The organism is Carnobacterium sp. (genome assembly GCF_040274425.1).
Genome location: NZ_JBEMBC010000009.1, coordinates 1 through 18563 on the forward strand (window position 1 = coordinate 1; position 18563 = coordinate 18563).

General features: G+C 36.1%; 16 protein-coding genes. 6 read left to right on the forward strand and 10 right to left on the reverse strand.

The window, feature by feature from the left end:
• From ABS911_RS03050 to ABS911_RS03070, 5 genes are all read left to right on the forward strand, one after another.
• Nucleotides 1–662 (forward strand): DeoR/GlpR family DNA-binding transcription regulator (locus ABS911_RS03050; protein WP_350466241.1); only part of this gene is annotated, 662 nt, incomplete at its 5' end.
• 159 nt (nucleotides 663–821) lie between these two features.
• Nucleotides 822–1811, forward strand: coding sequence for a thiamine pyrophosphate-dependent dehydrogenase E1 component subunit alpha (locus tag ABS911_RS03055; RefSeq protein ID WP_350466242.1), 990 nt, complete (start codon nucleotides 822–824; stop codon nucleotides 1809–1811).
• 14 nt (nucleotides 1812–1825) lie between these two features.
• Nucleotides 1826–2809, forward strand: a complete 984-nt coding sequence (locus ABS911_RS03060) for an alpha-ketoacid dehydrogenase subunit beta (protein ID WP_350466243.1) — start codon at nucleotides 1826–1828, stop codon at nucleotides 2807–2809.
• 14 nt (nucleotides 2810–2823) lie between these two features.
• Nucleotides 2824–4188, forward strand: coding sequence for a dihydrolipoamide acetyltransferase family protein (locus ABS911_RS03065; protein WP_350466244.1), 1365 nt, complete (start codon nucleotides 2824–2826; stop codon nucleotides 4186–4188).
• A gap of 109 nt (nucleotides 4189–4297) precedes the next feature.
• Nucleotides 4298–5236: a sugar-binding transcriptional regulator gene (locus ABS911_RS03070; protein ID WP_350466245.1), complete on the forward strand. Its 939-nt coding sequence runs from the start codon at nucleotides 4298–4300 to the stop codon at nucleotides 5234–5236.
• Nucleotides 5237–5517: 281 nt separating this feature from the next.
• Here ABS911_RS03070 and ABS911_RS03075 read toward each other — a convergent pair whose 3' ends face one another.
• From ABS911_RS03075 to ABS911_RS03100, 6 genes are all read right to left on the reverse strand, one after another.
• A complete protein-coding gene (locus ABS911_RS03075) occupies nucleotides 5518–6330 on the reverse strand; it encodes a Cof-type HAD-IIB family hydrolase (RefSeq protein WP_350466246.1) in 813 nt (270 codons plus the stop codon).
• A gap of 43 nt (nucleotides 6331–6373) precedes the next feature.
• A complete protein-coding gene (locus ABS911_RS03080; RefSeq protein WP_350466247.1) occupies nucleotides 6374–6631 on the reverse strand; it encodes a hypothetical protein in 258 nt (85 codons plus the stop codon).
• 197 nt (nucleotides 6632–6828) lie between these two features.
• On the reverse strand, nucleotides 6829–7686 hold the full coding sequence (locus ABS911_RS03085) for a MurR/RpiR family transcriptional regulator (protein ID WP_350466248.1): 858 nt from the start codon (nucleotides 7684–7686) through the stop codon (nucleotides 6829–6831).
• Between the two features lie 126 nt (nucleotides 7687–7812).
• Nucleotides 7813–9312 (reverse strand): PTS transporter subunit EIIC, encoded by a 1500-nt coding sequence (locus ABS911_RS03090; protein ID WP_350466249.1) that lies wholly within the window; start codon nucleotides 9310–9312, stop codon nucleotides 7813–7815.
• Nucleotides 9313–9330: 18 nt separating this feature from the next.
• Nucleotides 9331–10221 carry an N-acetylmuramic acid 6-phosphate etherase gene (murQ, locus tag ABS911_RS03095; protein WP_350466250.1) on the reverse strand — a complete coding sequence of 297 codons (891 nt, stop codon included), beginning with the start codon at nucleotides 10219–10221 and terminating at the stop codon, nucleotides 9331–9333.
• Between the two features lie 22 nt (nucleotides 10222–10243).
• Entirely contained in the window at nucleotides 10244–11302 is a 1059-nt protein-coding gene (locus ABS911_RS03100) for a DUF871 domain-containing protein (protein WP_350466251.1), read from the reverse strand.
• A 284-nt stretch (nucleotides 11303–11586) separates the two neighbouring features.
• On the opposite strand from ABS911_RS03100, the gene ABS911_RS03105 reads away from it, so the two are divergent.
• Complete coding sequence (locus ABS911_RS03105) at nucleotides 11587–12210, forward strand: histidine phosphatase family protein (RefSeq protein ID WP_350466252.1); 624 nt, start codon at nucleotides 11587–11589, stop codon at nucleotides 12208–12210.
• 67 nt (nucleotides 12211–12277) lie between these two features.
• On the opposite strand, the gene ABS911_RS03110 is transcribed toward ABS911_RS03105, so the two are convergent.
• From ABS911_RS03110 to ABS911_RS03125, 4 genes are all read right to left on the reverse strand, one after another.
• Nucleotides 12278–12898 (reverse strand): VanZ family protein, encoded by a 621-nt coding sequence (locus tag ABS911_RS03110; RefSeq protein ID WP_350466253.1) that lies wholly within the window; start codon nucleotides 12896–12898, stop codon nucleotides 12278–12280.
• 513 nt (nucleotides 12899–13411) lie between these two features.
• The gene (locus ABS911_RS03115) at nucleotides 13412–14170 is read right to left on the reverse strand and encodes an alpha/beta hydrolase (RefSeq protein WP_350466254.1); all 759 of its coding nucleotides are present in this window, start codon (nucleotides 14168–14170) and stop codon (nucleotides 13412–13414) included.
• An 18-nt stretch (nucleotides 14171–14188) separates the two neighbouring features.
• Nucleotides 14189–15142, reverse strand: coding sequence for a LacI family DNA-binding transcriptional regulator (locus ABS911_RS03120; RefSeq protein WP_350466255.1), 954 nt, complete (start codon nucleotides 15140–15142; stop codon nucleotides 14189–14191).
• Nucleotides 15143–15218: 76 nt separating this feature from the next.
• On the reverse strand, nucleotides 15219–18548 hold the full coding sequence (locus ABS911_RS03125) for a GH36-type glycosyl hydrolase domain-containing protein (protein ID WP_350466256.1): 3330 nt from the start codon (nucleotides 18546–18548) through the stop codon (nucleotides 15219–15221).
• Nucleotides 18549–18563 lie beyond the last annotated feature (15 nt).

Below are 18563 nucleotides of genomic sequence, written 5' to 3' on the forward strand. Positions count from 1 at the left end.
ATTTAAATTATTTAAGTAGTAAAGGATTACTAGTTCGTACTCATGGCGGTGCTACAGTTGCCAATTCTAAAAATGAAATCGTTATTGAACGAAGCTACTCCATTCGTTCAAATAAAAACCAAGCTCAAAAGAAAGAAATTGCTAAGACCGCTTATACGTATATCTACTCTGGACAGTGCATTATTTTAGACGCAAGTTCAACATGTTACGAGTTAGCACAATTGTTAAAGGATACGCCAATGCGTTTGACTATCTTAACGAATGGATTAAAAACAGCTGATTTATTAAAAGATAATCCAAACATTACATTGATTTTAATAGGAGGGATCGTTAAAGGAGCCTCCAACGCTGTTGAAGGACTAATTGGGACAGATATACTCACAAAATTTAACATTGATTGTATCTTTATTTCTGCTCATGCCTTTAATTTAATTGACGGGTTATCTGACTTCAATCTTTATGAAGTTGAACTAAAACAAAGAATGATCGAGGTTTCTACGAAAGTTTTAGCATTATTAGATTCAAGTAAATTAGAAAAAAATTCCATAGCTACTTTTGCTGCTACTGATCAAATTACAACTTTGATTACGAATAAAGAAATAGATAATCAACTTAAAGATTCTTATCGCCAAGCGGGAATGACAATTGTCACTCCTTCTTAAAACCAGCCTTTTCTTTTTTAACACCAATTGGAAAAATTGGTGTTTTTTTATTTTCCAGATACACTTTCTTTACATTTGTTCTTGACTGTAACAAAAAATAGTTATATAATTTTTACATATGATACAGTCATATACAAATGTTAAAGGAGGACTTACCTTATGACACAATCAATTGAAAATCACGCAAGTTTAGATGATGATAAGTTAAAGGAAATCTATACAACAATGTGGACTATTCGTTACTTTGAGGAAAAAGTCGATCAGTTTTTTGCTAAAGGTATGATTCATGGAACGACTCATTTAGCTGTTGGACAAGAAGCAACGGCTGCTGGTAGTGGTGCTGTCTTAAAGAAAACAGATTGGATAACCGCTACGCATAGAGGTCATGGTCACACAATTGCTAAAGGAACAAACGTAAAGCCTATGATGGCCGAATTATTTGGACGCCAAACGGGTACAAATAAAGGCAAAGGCGGCTCAATGCATATTGCCGAATTAGAAAATGGCAACTTAGGTGCTAATGCAATCGTAGGTGGTGGATATGCTATTGCTACAGGTGCTGCTTTAACTTCTAAAATGAGAAATGAAGGAAAAGTTGCCTTAGCTTATGCTGGCGATGGTTCCACTAACGAAGGAAGTTTCCATGAATCCTTAAACCTCGCTTCTATTTGGGACTTACCTGTAGTTTTCTTTATTGAAAACAACTTATACGGAATGAGTGGTCCTTTTGTAGAAATGACGAATGTCCCTCGCATTTCTGATCGTTCTGCTTCTTACGGCATTCCTGGCGTGACGATAGATGGAAACGATATCATTGAAGTGATAAACGCTACTTATGATGCTGTAGAACGTGCTCGTCGTGGTGAAGGTCCTACTCTGATTGAAGCTTTAACTTATCGTTGGAAAGGTCATTCAAAATCAGATGCTAAAAAATACCGCACAAAAGAAGAAGAAAAAGAATGGAAAACAAATAGAGATCCTATTAAATTGGCGAAGAAACGATTCATCGATGCAGGTGTCTTCACTGAAGAAGAAGCTGATGAACTTCAAAATAGTGCTCGTCAATCCATTGAAGAAGCAGTAAAATTTGCCGAAGAAAGTCCAATTACAGATGTTAGCGAACTGTATACGGATGTTTACTCAGACTAAGGAGGAAATCAATAATGCGTGAAATTACTTATTTAGAAGCCGTTAGAGAAGCAATGAGCGAACAGATGCGTGAGAATCCAGATGTCTATATTATGGGTGAAGATATTGGAATATATGGCGGTGGATTTGGGGTTACTAGGGGAATGTATGAAGAATTTGGCGGAGAACGCGTTAGGAATACACCTATTTCTGAAGCGGCTATTTCAGGTGCTGCAATTGGTTCCGCTATCACAGGAATGCGTCCGATCTTTGAATTGCAGTTCTCAGATTTTATTACCATCGCCTTAGATAACATTGTTAATCAAGCTGGAAAAATCCGCTATATGTACGGAGGAAAGGCTCAAATACCGTTAGTAATGCGTACTCCAGGCGGATCAGGAACGGGTGCTGCTGCTCAACACTCACAAAGTTTAGAGAACTTTACAGCTCATATTCCTGGTTTAAAAGTTATCCAGCCTTCTACTGCTTATGATGCAAAAGGATTGTTGCATTCAGCCATTGAAGATAATAATCCAGTTATGTTTTACGAACACAAATTATGTTACAAAACTACCAGCGATGTTCCTGAAGGAAAATACCTCATCCCTATTGGAGTTGCAGATATCAAACGGGAAGGAACAGACATTTCTATCGTTGCTACTGGCATTATGGTCCATAAAGCTCTTGAAGCTGCAGAAATTCTAGCTAAGGAAGGCATCAATATTGAAGTCGTTGATCCTCGTACTTTAGTTCCTCTTGATAAAGAGACGATTGTTAAATCAGTCATGAAAACTGGAAGAGCAATTGTCGTTACGGAAGCTGTCAAACGTAGCGGTTTTAGTGCTGAACTGGCAAGTGTGATCGCTGAAAGTGAGTCATTTGATTTTCTAGACGCACCGATTGTTCGATTAGCTGGCAAAGAAATACCAATCCCTTACCAACCAGAATTAGAAAAATTAGCCGTTCCACAAGTCGATGATATTGTAGAAGCAGCTCGCAACATGATGAAAAAACACTAGGAGGTGAATCAATAATGGCTCATGAAATATTTATGCCCAAACTAAGTTCTACTATGACTGAAGGAAGCATCACTGAGTGGTACAAAGAAGAAGGCGACTCTGTTGAAATCGGAGAAGCAATTTTTGAAGTCATGACCGATAAAATTGCTATTGAAGTTGAATCCTATGATGAAGGTATTTTATTAAAAAAATATTTTGATGTGGATGAACCCGTCCCAATCAATCATGTGATCGGGTATATCGGCGAAAAAGGAGAAAACGTTCCAGATGCTCCTCCTGGCGAGAGTGGTTCAACTGTTGAGGAACCTAGCCCCTCACCTGCGACCAAAGATGAAACCGATACACCGAAATTTGATCAAGAAACTGTTAGAGATGCCGTAACATCTAATAAAGAAAGTCCACAACAACCAGAACCTTTAAAAGCTACGGAAAAATCTAAAACTTCTGAATCTGAACAAACAGATTTAAGTGAAAGAATACGCGCTACTCCAGCTGCTAGACGCTTAGCTCGTGAACACGATCTTTTATTACATGAAGTATCCGGAACTGGGAGAAAAGGAAGAATCCATATAGATGATGTTCGAACTTATCTTGAAGAAAAAGATAACACTCCTGAATCTTCTACTATTGAAGCACCAACAGAAAATGCGCCAGAATCAAAACTAGTATCTCCTACTCTTCAGTCTGGAGATACTGTCATTCCTTGGAAAGGCATGCGTAAAGTAATTGCCGATCGCATGACAAGAAGCAAGCAGGAAATTCCTCATGTTACTTTAAATGCTACATTCGATGCTCGAGAATTGATTAAACTTCGTCAAGAACTGTTGCCTCTTGTAGAAAATGCTACAGGGAAAAGAATTTCTTATAACGAAATCATTATCAAAGCAATGACAATTGCCTTAAAACAACATCCAAGGTTGAATGCTCATGCTTTAGACGATGGGATTCATGAATTTAAAGAAATTAATGTTGGATTAGCTGTTTCAGTAGATGATGGTCTACTAGTTCCAGTCATAAAATTTGCCAATCAAAAAGGATTAGCGGAAATAACCAACGATTCTAAAGAACTTGCTGAAAAAGCTCGTACCGGTAAACTAGCTTCTGAAGAAATGACTGGAGGTACAATCACTCTTTCCAGTTTAGGCAAAAGTCGAGTTGAAAACTTTAATCCTGTAATTAATCAACCAGAAGTCGCTATTCTTGGCGTCGGAACGCTTAAAGAAGTACTTGATTTAAATGAAAATGGCATCGTCTTTAAAAAGCCAACTATGACTTTAAGTCTTTCTTTTGATCATAGAGCTGTCGATGGCACGCCTGCTGCAGATTTTTTGAATACTCTAATTGATATTTTAGAAGACCCTAGGCTATTGCTTTTATAAAGTAAAACAGCTCCACGTAAAGCCACACTATTTGCAGTGTGGCTTTTCTTTCTCTATTACAATTATGGTATAATAGACAAATACTAACAATTCAAGGAGTCGAGAAATTGTGAAAAAATGGGAAGATAAACGATCTATCTTAAAAATTGCTACCCTTTACTATAGCGAAGGATTAACACAAGCAGAAATTGCAAAGAAAATGGAAATTTCAAGACCATTAGTATCAAAAATTTTGCAAGAAGCAAAAAATACTGGAATAGTCGAAATCTATATTAAAGATGAAGATGCCTACTCCATCGCTCTTGGAATGGAAATCGAAAAGAAATATGGCTTAACTGAAGTTATTATTGTGCCAAATCAAAAAAGTGCTACTGAAGCGATTTCTAAAAAGAATGTTGGCAGAGCAGCTGCTTCTTATCTTTCTTCTATCCTTCCAAAAGTAAAAAAAATTGGTGTTTCTTGGGGCACAACATTGGCTGAATTCGTTGATGAGATGCCTTTTCTTCAATATCCTAACGTAACAGTCATACCCATAATGGGTGGTGTCGGCTACTCAAACGTTCTTTACCATTCCAATCATTTAGCATTTTTGTTAGCACAAAAGTTAAATACAAACAGTACTTATTTTTATGCACCTGCTTTAGCAGATACAAAAAAATTAAAAGAAAGTTTGTTAGAATCTAAAATGATCTCAGTTGCCTTATCAGAAGGCAAAGATGTAGATGTAGCTATCGTGGGTGTTGGAAATCCTGTTCGTTCTTCTACTTATCGCGACTTAGGATATTTTACTAACAGCGATATTAAAGAACTTGAAGAAAAAGGAGCAATTGGGGATGTCGCAGCTACCTTCTTTGATAAAGATGGTCAACCCGTTGACACGGACGTTTCAAGTCGTATGATGGGAATTGAATTGGAAGATCTAAAGAATGTCCCTTGTGTTATCGCCTTGGCAACTGGTAAAGAAAAAAGTGACAGCTTAAAAGCTTTGCTTGCACAACAAGTTATAGACGTATTGATTATAGATCAAACATCCGCAGATGAACTTTAATTTCAGCCTTTATCAATAAGGAATGGCAGATAACAGAAATAAATCATTGCTTATTTAAAGAGAATTAATTTTTTTAGTCCTCCTTTATTCCGCTTTTTTAATATTTTAAGAGTATAAAAACTTTTATCTTTAGTGATTATCATGAATAAATTATTTATAAATAAACTTTACTCAAAAAAAATAATAAGAGCACTAAGTCAAATTTTTTCCTTTGACTTAGTGCTCTTTTAATTTCTTCGCTAACTAATTTACTAAAAAATCTTAAAAAAAATTAAATTTAATTAATCTTGTAGTGCCCATTCATAAATCGCATGGGCCACACCATCTTCTTGATTAGATTTAGTTTCATACTTAGCGATTTGTTTAATAGACTCCACAGCATTACCCATAGCAACGCTTGTACCTGCTACTTTCATCATGTCTAAATCGTTCTCACCATCACCAATCGCCATTACCTCATCCATAACAAAACCAAGTTTAGTTGCTAAACCTGTCAATGCTTCACCCTTATTCGCATTTTTCGGCAACAATTCTAAAACATACGATAGACTTCTAATAGGATAAAAGTACTCGGAGATAAAAGGTGGCAAAGAAGAAGCCAGACGGTCAAGTTCCGTTTCTGTTGCTACATACATTGCCTTGAAGATAGTCATATCATGCGGTAATTTTTCTAATGGCAAATGGACTTTTTCCATACCTAATAAATCAGCATCAAATTGCAGCATTTCCGTTGGTGCTCCAGTGTAATAGTATTCCTTTTCATCAAAATAGGTAAAATTCATCTCAAAAGGTTCAATTAATTGTTCAGCTTGCTTTAAATGCTCATGGTCCAATTCATGTGAATACACAATTTCCCATGTCGTAGTCTTTTGTACGACCGTACCGTTTAATGAAATAACGTAGTCTTCTTCATCTTGAGGCAATTCTAATTCTTTAAGGTACTCATAAACTGCTTGAACAGGTCTTCCTGTACACAAAACGATCTTGATTCCTGCTTCACTTGCTTTGGTTATCGCCTTTTTCACCTTATCCGTAACCAAATGGTGCTCATTCAATAACGTTCCATCCATATCAATCGCAATTAACTTAATCAATTTGTTCTCCTCCATTTAACTATTCCTTTAAAACAGTAGGTTATTAATACTCTGCGTATTCATAGTCTACCCCTTTTAATGCTTGTTTTACCCATTGATTATGAGTACTTTCTTGTTTCTGTGTTGATAAATGTTCAATAGATTTTTCAATATCCAAACAAGCTTGAAAGAATTGTAGCGCATCTTCTTCTATTTTAAATTGAAACTCCTGAGCAAGCTCTTTTGTGTTCGCATAATGTAAAACAACTTCTTTTTCATTTATGTAAACGCTAAAATAAGATGAAATTTTTCTTTCCTTCACTGTAAGCCACTCCTCACCTGGTTCAATTATAGAAAATCTATCTACAAATATCATACCACTAATTCAGAAAAATCAGTAGAGCGAATGGTTTGCAATAAACGTTCTCACTCCATTTGTCTAAAGCGAAAAAGGAGTGATCGTCAAGCCTTAGTCGACTGAGTCACATTCCTATTTTAGTATTTTCACCATTCATTTATCTAGTCAAACATTTGATTGTACTGTTGAATGGCCGCTTTTGATTTTTCTAAGTTTGTTACGGTTAAATCGTAGTATTTAGAAGCATAATCATAAAATAAAATATCTACAGCATACATTTGGGTCAGCAAAGATATTGTTGCCCCACTTCTTAATGGAGCTTCGTGGGCAAACGCAGTTTTTAACGCAACATCCGCTTCAATACTTAGAGGGTTTTCTGTATTGCTTGTAAGCGATACTGTTTTTAATCCAAGTTCTTTTGCAATCGTCAATAATGCCAATACTTCTTTTTTCTCTCCGCTATTCGAAACACCAAAAAACACGGCAGGCTTATTAGTAACTGCCATTGAAGTGACTAATAAATGTTGGTCAAGTGAACAAACCATTATTTTGCCCATCCGACTAAATTTTTGTTGGATGTCCGAGGCAACTATTTGGGACGCTCCTAACCCATAAAGGTAAACTACTGAACTCTCATGCAGCAGTTTCGTCACTCGTTCAATTTGTTTTGTATCCAATACATTATTGGTTTCTTCAAAAAGATGATTGGTATTGATCAATAACTTCTTTTTTACTTGTTCTAAATTCTCATCGGATAAAATATCCGTGTATAAATTATCTTTGATCCCTTGCGAATCGGCTGATAACTGCAACTTTAATTCAGTAAATCCTTTTATTCCGATTGATCGACAAAATCGAATGACAGCGGCAGAACTTGATTCTGCTTCGGTTGCCAAATCAGTTGCACTCATTTGAATAACTTTCATGGGATTTTTAAGAATTGTTTCAGCAATTTTTTTTTCAGATTGCGGTAAAGCAACAATCTTTTCTCTAATTTTCAGTAAGACATTGTTTTGCATAACTTGTGACCTCCGTAGTCCTTAAGAAAAGCTGAAAGATATTTTTCATAATGAAAAAGACATGCAAATCGCTAGACTTACATGCCTTTTCAAATGCTATTATTAGTTTACAATAGATGAATGGAATTAACCAACAATACTTTCAGTTTCAAATTCATCTGAATCGTATCCTACTAGTTCAGTTGGCTCCATTGCTGATTTTGGAACTCCAAAGAAGTAAGTTGCTACGAATCCACCAGCATAAGCTGCTAATAATCCAACAACATAACCCCACCATTGACCATTAGCGATCAATGGAATCAAGGCAACTCCACTTGGTCCAATTGCTGTTGCTCCGATTCCACCAAACATTCCGATAACAGCTCCACCAATTCCGCCACCAATACAAGCAGTGATGAATGGGCGACCTAATGGCAATGTTACAGCATAGATCAATGGTTCGCCAATTCCTAAAATACCAACAGGCAATGAACCTTTGATCATGTTTGTTAATTGTTTGTTTTTACGACATTTAACCCATAAAGCGATTGAAGCTCCGACTTGTCCGCCGCCAGCCATTGCTAAAATTGGTAATAATAATGTCATTCCTTGAGAAGCGATCATTTCAATATGAATTGGTGTTAAGACTTGGTGTAACCCAAACATAACCATTGGCAAGAACAATGCGCCTAAAACAAATCCAGCAAATGCTCCTCCAACATTTAATACCCAAGTAATAGCTCCAACTAAACTAGTTGAAATTGCACCTGCGATGGGCATAATCAAGAAAATCGTTACTAATCCAATAACCAATAAAGTGATTGTAGGTGTGACAATAATATCGATTGAGTCCGGGATAACTTTATGCAAGCTTTTTTCTACTAATGACAATAGATAAACAGCTAAGATAACACCGATAATTCCACCTTGTCCAGCAGCCATAGGGTCACCAGTAAAGATATTTGTCAAAGGTGCGTCAACCAACATACCTGGAAGATAAATAATACCAGCGACAACCCCACCTAGACCTTCAGTAGCGCCAAATACTTTTGCAGCATTGATCCCTACGTATACGTTCAAGTAAGTAAATAATCCACTTTTAATGATATTCAACACTAAAACAATTGTTACCCAGTTTTCTCCGGAAAGTGTTTCAGCAGTGATCATATTTTGGAAGATTGAAGCAATCCCACCGATAATACCAGCTCCAACGAATGCTGGTATTAACGGAACAAAAATATTTGCGATGTCTTTCAATACACGTTTGAAAGGTGTATTATTTTTCTTTTTCAGCTCAGCTTTTTTTGCTGCTGCTTGTTTTTCGGCTTCAGAACGACCAGAATTTGATGCAGTTGCCGTTGATTTGCCGGCTGGAATTTTATCGCCTAAACGAACACCTGCCATGCTTACCATTTGGTTCGCAACTTTGTTTACTGTACCAGGTCCAACAACGACTTGTAAAGTATCATCTTCTACAACACCCATAACTCCGTCGATTTTTTTCAAGCCATCAAAGTTTACTTTATCGTTATCTTTGATATCCATACGAACACGAGTCATACAGTGAATAACAGAATCAACGTTACCCATACCTCCAACTTGTTCATATATCTGTCTAGCCATGCGTTGCTCTTTTGTTTCAGCCATCTTTTTACCCTCCTAGTTTTATGCTAAAGTTTCACGAATGAACCCTTTAGCTTCTGTTAATTTTTGAGTTGCTGTTTCTTTATTTGAATGCGTTAAGATCATAACGATTGCCAATTTTACTTGGTGATCAGCAGCTTCAAATGTTTCACTAGCTTCTTCATACGTACAATCTGTTGCTTGCATGATAATGCGTTTTGAACGTTCTTCTAGTTTTTTATTTGATGGTTTTACGTCTACCATTAAGTTTTGATAAACTTTTCCAGAACCGATCATTGCTCCTGTTGACAGCATATTTAAAATTAATTTTTGAGCTGTACCAGCTTTTAATCTTGTAGAACCTGTCAAAATTTCAGGACCAGCATCTACTTCGATCGGCATTTGGGCAAATTGGCTGATTTCAGCATTTTTGTTGCATGAAATAGTTGCCGTTGTTGCTCCAATGCTAGCTGCATATTCTAATCCACCGATAACATAAGGTGTACGTCCGCTTGCTGCGATACCAACTACAACGTCTGTATCATTTAATTGAATCGCTTCTAGGTCTTCTGCTCCCAATGTTTTTGAGTCTTCCGCTCCTTCAACAGCAACTGTCATTGCTTTCATTCCACCGGCAATCAATCCTTGGACCATACTTGGGTCAACACTAAATGTTGGCACACATTCAGCTGCATCTAAAACGCCAAGACGTCCGCTAGTTCCAGCGCCCATATAAATTAAACGGCCACCTTTACTAAATGATTCAGTAATAGCTTCTACTACTTTTGTGATTGTAGGCAATGCTTCTTCAACTGCTAAAGCCACTTTTTGGTCCTCTTGATTCATTAAAGTCATGACTTCGCTTGTTGAAAGCTCATCTAAGTTCATTGTTTGCGTATTTCTTGTTTCTGTCGTTAATTTGTCTAAATTCATTTCCTTAACCTCTTTCATTGTCTTATATCGGTTGAAGTTCAAATAATTGACCTTCTTTACACCAATCTATTAACGGAATATCTTCTGGAATAACATGCGCCACAATATTTACTTTGTCATCTTTAAGTAATGGTCGCTTGGCTATTTGAATTTCTCCCATGTATCGACCGTATAACTTATTATCTACTGTAACGCTTCCTTTTACTCGATCATTAGTGCTGTGTGGTTCAATAGTCGGAATAGTTTTAAATCGTGCATCCGCGCTTCGAATGACATCTCGTGCTGGATCCCAACGATTTTGATGCTTTCCAACGATGACGGATAAGAATTGTGTTTCTGGCTCTTCTATAACTGAGAATAATAACGTTTTCCTTTTAATATAATAAAAAAATTGCAATTGTGTTCTGTCATCAATTGTTGGATCGCCAATATAAACATCATCAACTTCGCATTCTTCTAACAACTCGATCGTACTAGCTAAAGGGTGCGCTCCTCGTTGTTTTTCTAACGTTGGCAACTGACAAAATAAGGGTCCTCTTAACTTTTCGTTTCCAGGAACAAAAGCCATTACTTTAAATCCTAATGCTTTTAACCACTGATTTTTGCGGATAAACTGATTTTTTTCTAATCCAGTTTCTGGACGTGGATAATAATTGTGCCACGCTTCCATTTGATTGAAATCTGTATTAAATTTCTTAAGTTCATCAACATCCTCTTGCGTAATAGTACTGGCATTAAAAGCAACCTTCATTGAGCGGCTGACTTGAGCACTAATTTGGTTTGTTATACCATAATCCATTCTTAAACCTGTAATTCCGATATCCAGCATTTCCTCAGGTCGGTCAAATGAAAACCCGATTCTTTTCAAAGCATCTCCTGAAATATCAATCATCAATTGCATCTTTAACTCTTGTGTCCATTGACCCAGCATCTTCAAACGTGTTACATATTGAGACGCATCATCTTCTGGAATATGCAGTGAAGAAAATACACCTTCAAAACCGCTGTCTTTCATTCTTTGTAGATAGTTTTTTGTTTCAATAGTTAACTCATCTCCAAGAAAGACAGATAAACCAAACATAGCACCACTCCTTTGAAATCGTTTTAATGACATGACTAATAATAACACGTTAAAATATAATTTCAATAACTTTTTTCATTTTAATGAAAAATAGACCAATCGCATTTAAAAAACCATTACATACTAGTGTAACATGACATTTCAAATGTATACCTTTACATTTCTCCCAATAAACTAATGTTATATTTTAAAATTTTATTCAAAAAAAGTTAGAGAGTTAAGCTTTTTTACTGGTTTTTTTATGTTAAAATGAAATTATATTTCAAAAAAATTGGAGGATTCACATGCAACGCTTATTTTTTGTCCGCCATGGTATGACTGAATTTAATTTAGCTAATCGTGTTCAAGGAGGAGATATTGATTCTCCATTATTGCCACAAAGTTGGGAAGATGCGAAAAAAACAGGTCAACACCTTAAAAAATATAATCTTAAACAGATTATCGCTAGTCCACAAGAACGAGTCGTCGAAACTACTCGTTTGATTACTTCTCAATTCGAGCAAGACTTTAAGGTTCAATACACTGATGATTTAAAGGAATTCGGTTATGGTTCTTGGGAAGGAGCATTTATTCCACATTGGCAAAAAACTTCTCCCGATACTTTTTACAATTTACGTCAACGTCCAGATTTATACGATCCTAGTGCATTTAAAGGAGAGACCTACCAAGAACTGATTGCTAGAGGAAGCAGAGCAATCTTTCGTTCTATCGAACAATTTCCTGATCACGATCTTTTATTTGTAGGACACAGCATCACCTGGACGACTACACTTTTATCATTGATCGGAACTGACTTAAAGGAGCTTCGTTCAAAAGAACCGTTGGCTAACACAAGTATCTCTGAATTAGGATATGAAAATGGTCAATTCACTTTAAATAATTGGAACCAAACGGATCATTTAATTTAAAGTAAGCAAACTCTCACAAAAAAATAAGCTTGGCATCTCGCCGAGCTTATTTTTTTTATACCTATTTTTAATTATTTTCTAGAACCTTGTTTTGATTTCTTTTTAATAGCAATTTAACGAATAAAACCTGCAACACCATTCCTAGCCCTGCGCCGCAACTGTCGATCACTACATCACTTAACTGACCGCCTCTGCCTGGTACTATTAATTGATGGATCTCGTCTGAAAAAGCGTAACCGACACAAATGACTAACCCAATTCCAATTGCTTTAAAACCCGTTACACCACTATTCATTAAAGCTACTTTTACTAAAACGCCTAATACAAAATAAATAAAAAAGTGAGCATTTTTTCGGATAAAATGATGCAAATCTGGTGGAACAAGCATATGTCGCAATCCAATAGACAATGTATATAACAAATAGGCTGCGATGAGAATACGCACTAATTCTTTTATACCAATCGTTATACCTCGTTTTTTTAATTTTATAAGAACAAAACCAGCCAAACCGATCACTATGAGAACTTGAGCAATTTTAATAATTTGTACACTGATACCCAATACTGTGTTACTTAAATCCCAAGATTGTTGTTGAACTTGATGAGAAAAATAAAAAATCAAACCCATCCATAACAATACGGCCAACCAAGACAAGCCTTTTTTTAATTTTTTATTTTCAAGAGTCATTTCCACACATCCTTTATGTCCAACAGGTATTCCATTCCTTTTTTCGCCTAATATGATTTTTCAAGTATACAGATAAGCACTATGAAATTCAATCAAATAATGCTTTCAGTTAGGACATGTTTGGAAACTGATGACTACCTTAATTTTTAGCATAATAAAAGAAAAGCAGTTTTGAGTTAATCGAATTATGGCTTATTTCGTCTACTCAAACGGAAATCGGGTTTGAGTTAATCGAATTAACAATCATTCTATCTACTCAAATGAAAAACGGTTCTGAGTTAAACGAATTAACAATCATTCTATCTACTCAAATGGAAATCTGTTCTGGATTAAACGAATTAACACTCATTCTATCTACTCAAATGAAAAGCAGTTCTGAGTTGAACGAATTAACGCTCATTTCATCTACTCAAATAGAAATCTACGTTGAGCGGGTATTTCCCTCTCGGCGAACTAGTTTACAACGCGTCTTAATAAAATTCTATACGCAGCAAAAAAGAAGTTGAGAAAATCTCAGCTTCTTTTTTTTGCTGTTATTTCTTGAATCCATTTCAAGACAACTTGTATTTCTTGGTCCCAAAATGCCCAATTATGGTTTCCTAGCTTTTCAATAAACGTATAATCGATAGATGTTTCTTCAAGAGCCTCACTAAATTTCAGATTATCTGCATAGAGAGAATCTTCCGTACCACAAATTTGTAAAACTGATGGTTGAATGGTTTCTTTTTTCACTTGTTTTAACAATGCATATAAGTCATTTTCAGATCCTAGAAACGATTCTTTTGATCCAAATGCTGGTTTGAAAAGTTTATCTCTATTTGGATCATCTTGCCATATTCTATATGGATCTACAGCAGCTGACAAAGCAGCAATTCCTGCTACTTCGTCAGGATAAGTAAGTCCCCATTTTATTGCGCCATAGCCACCCATAGATAACCCGGCAACAAAGGTCTCTTCACTTTTATGAGAGATATTAAATAAGTTTTTCATTTTCATAGGGAACTCTTTTGTTAAAAAGCTCCAGTAATTTGCCCCCATATACATATCTGAATAGTAACTTATATGCACTTGAGGCATAAAAATAGCTAAGTTATATTGCGATGCATAACGTGCTATTGAAGAGTTATACACCCAACTAGAATCATCGTCTGATAATCCATGTAAAAGATACAAAACAGGATACGGCCCTATTCGTTCTTCCGGCAAAATTGCTTTATAAGAAATCATAAATCCTAATTCTGAAGAATCGATTTGACCTGAAATAACACTCATCATTATGCCTCCCACTGTTTAGTAAGATTGGCTTTTCACCAATGTTGTTTTTAAAACTTGGTTTTCAACTGACTCGTCTTTGATTAAATTAATTAATGATTGAGCTGCAATAGAACCCCATTTATGCTTAGAATAAGCAATGCTTGCTAATCTTGGCGTCATATAGTTGCTAACCAATAAGTTATCAAATCCAATTATACGAATATCTTTTCCAATTTTCAGATTAGTCTTTTTAAAATAATTGTATATTCCAATAGCCATCTCATCATTAAATGAAAATACAGAAACTCTTTCAGTCCATTTATTATGAATGATTTTTCCAATTCTTTGGCCTGAAACTTCTGAAAAGTCACCTTCTATTATTTCATAAGGTTGTTTGTTTTCAGATAACACTTTTATAGCAGCTTTCAAACGCTCATGATTATCGAATGAATCAGGCGGACCAGTAATCAAATAGACAAGAGTATCAGGCTTTTCCAACAATGCATCGATTGCCATTTTAGCCCCCAGACGGTTATCAACTAATACTCTGCGAATATTTTCATGATCAATTTTACGGTCCATCACCACTATTTTGTGTCCTCGATTAGCATAATCAATTAACTCATCATCTGGAAAACCAGTATCTAAAACAATAGCACCATCAATCATTCGCTCTGGTAAAAATAAACGTGAACGGTCTCCTGAACAAACAATCATATCATAGTTATTTTCTTTTGCCGTACTCATGATTCCTTCTAATAAATCTCCATAAAAAGTACCACCATAAGTTGCCAAATAGACACCAATAATCTGTGTTTCTTTTTTCCGAAGATTGCGACCAGCCCTATTTGGAATATAATTCAATTCTTCAGCTATCTTTACAATTTTTGCGCGTGTTTTTTCAGTTACTTTGGAACTCCCATTTAGAGCATAAGATACTGTTGAAATGGAGACATTTGCTGCTTTCGCGATATCTTTTATTCCTACCATTTCTTTTCCCTACTCTCCACCCTTTGATTCTTTAATCATATCAATCATCTAACAATAAGACTAGTCTTATCTTTCATTAGAGATAAATATCAAAGCGATTATCCTCTGCTTTTAATTGTTTTTCAACTTCTTCTTTACTTACTACAAACCCTCCTGAACGGTATCGATTCGAGTAGTTATCTGTGAAGACTGTTTTTTGATTGATTTCTAAATGAGGTGCTTCGTTTTTTACATGGTAATAAAATTTTACAGGCTTATTATAAAGTTCAAATGTAAACACTAACTCATTCAATGAATCAGGTAGCACAGGATCAATTGTCAGGTTCGTTTCAGTCGACCGGATACCCAAAATATTCGAAATCAATTGATTCATGTAAATTCCTGGACCACTTGAATAAATGCGCCATCCTCCTTTAACTTCTACTTCTCCATTTTTAAGCTTAGTGAAGTTTTCAGCCGCTTCGTAACGGGTCTTGAAGTCTCCATCAGAACTACTGAAGTAAGCATTGCTTTGACGCAATTGAGCGTTAGGTACAACCGTTTTAATATTAATGGGGTTCACAATAGACAAGGATTCCCAAGCTTCATTTCGTTTTCCAATCGTCGCCATAGCTTCAGCAAAACGGATGTGAGCATGAACGTACTGCAGCCCTACTTCACGTCCAAAGTTTGCAGCTTGTTCGGCTCGTTTGAAATACATGCTTACTCCTCCTTCATAGCGGGCAGGTTCACTCATAAGTCGCACGCCATCTGGATAACTCAATTCATTCTTAATCAATTGGTAATGCCGTTCAACTTGTTCTGGAGTAAACAGCTCAGCAATCATAGATTGTTGCATAGGCAATAAACGGTAATCAATACCAGTTCGTGTGTCCGTTGGGTGAATCATAAGTTCAACTTTATCTGGATTTTCCATAAACACAAAACCAGGGATCACATCAGTCGAGAGCATGTATTTTTTATAATCTGCTTCAAGATCTTGATACATTTCTTTCAACACACTAGAAAAATCTGGATTGTATTGATTTAAAACTTCAGCTAACTGTTTCAACGATTGATACATTAACGCAACCGTCCAGCTGCTGGCCATATGGCTCTTCAAACGAGAATCAAAAGGCTGCAGTGTATCATCCCAATCCCCATCGCCGTAACCTGGTAAATTCGTTCCCTCTAATAAATGGTGTTGAATATAATCGATTTCCTTAACAATATGTTCAAATACGGTAGCAGTCTGTTCAGTTTTATCAAACGTTTCGCGGTCTGTATAAGCGATTGGTTCATCTAAAAAGGCATAGTCATTTGAAGCTTTTAAATAATCGCCTATCACTTTAAGCGGCCAGACAATAACATCGCCATGACTTTCTTCTGCTTTCAAGTAAGTGTACCGATCAAACATAAACCATTGCGGCCAGTTTCCATCATCAGCAAATTGATTCGCAAATAATATCCGCAATATTTCTTTAATGCTGGCGTAATTTTGCGTCGCCATGAAATATTCTGTTGGACCTTGCATAACATCTCTAGTCCCCCAAGCTGCTCCGCCATATTGTTCTAATCCATGCGGCACCAGATAGTGAACGAGCATATTGTGCGTATACCACCATGCCAGTAAATTCACTCTGTCCAATGAATGATCTTCAGTATCAATCGATAATTCAAACCCATTCATCACTTGTTTCAAGTGGTGAGTATATTTTGTAACTTCATCTTGAAAAGAACGTTTAATGAATTCACTGTTTTCATTTTCCAAACTGGCTTGAATCTCAACTGTAAATTTGGGTGTTTTATCCATCTCCAATACAACTAGCGGACTCTCAGCATCTGTTCCATTTTCCAAGAAAAAATGCTCATCGGTAAGGGAGAAATCCACACCCTCAATCGTCATGGTGTAGTTCAATTCTGGGTAAAGCTCAGACATAGTTGATTGTTTTTCAGAACGAAACTGTAGTTGATTTCCTTGTTCAGATAGTGAATAAGGCACTGTATTTTCAATTTCATTCATGGTTACTTGACTGGTCAAAACAAACCGATATGCTTTGCTTTTTTCACTCTCAACTTCTAAAAAGAGTTCAGGTCCTTCGATAGTCGTATAATTCTTAATTCTCAACACATCGTCTTGGATTTTGTAATACCATATGGCATAATTAAATCCCATTTCAAATGCACTTGGCATAGTTAAGAGATGAAAGTTTCCTTCTAATTCTACGTACAGTCGTTGTCCAGCCGTTTTAGCAATATTTAATCCATTACGCATATTACTGATAAATTTATTATTCGATGTATTTCCCATCACCACTTGAGAATTGAAAATACCATACATATAAGCAGTCGTTGTCAAAATAGCTTCATCAACCGTTAATTGAGCACCGCTAAACAGAATATGTCCATGAGGCCGTTCCATCAATTCTTCTTTTTCTTTTAACACAACATGGGCTTTCTCCTGAGTGAAAAAAGATAACAACTTTCCTTCTTCATATTCTTCTTCTAATCGTTCTGGAAAATAGTCTTTAATTTCTGCTTTAGTAAAAGTTTGAGTCTGTAAAGGTTCCCCGATAACAGTTTCCTTTTTCACCATCTCTACATCTGTAAACACTTCTTTTGATTGCTTAGTTTTTCCCCATAGTTGCTGGATCATTTTTAATGCTACTGGTTTTGTGATAGCTTCCGGGTGATCAAATGCTGTAAAGCCATAAAACACAATGGACTGCTTGCCGGTTAATAGGAATTGTTCAGATTGCAAAGCACTATACGCCATTTCATATTGATAGACTTCGTTTGCTAAATGCTTTTGGCTCAATATAGCTGGTTCATTTGTTGTTTTGTAGCTCTTTCCAAAAAATTGAAAGCCATCCGTTGAATAACCCACTGTTTTACTCAATGCACCTTGTTGCAGGTATGGGTGATTTCCATTACCTTGTGCTTGATTTTGACGGCTGCAAATCGTGTACCCATTTTCTTCTGATTCAAATACAGCATGGTCAAGATATTGCGAGTTATAAGCCTCATTAGATTGGACCGTTCCTTTGTCAGCTAAACCAACATCTTGACCGTAGACAATATCTACTGTGACATTCTGTCCATCGACTTCAATATCCCAAAACCAAGCTTGTTCGGTTAAAGAGAATGTAACGCTATAAGCAATGTCTTCCCAATTCCCAGTCCAACGCATCTTATTTTCAGCTTGTGAGAGCTGGCTCGTTGATTGTAATCCAATCAACGGGGTATAAGTTACTTTACCCGCTTCAAATTTACGCAAAAATACATTCATAATAGAAGCATCAAGTGCTCCAAGATTTAACTGATTTAACATAGTCCCATTTGTATTTAGTTCAAATAAATCACCGCTCATTTTAAACTGAGCGGTTAGTTCACCTTCATTTATACTGATCAATTGATTTTTAGTCATATTTATCCCTCATCT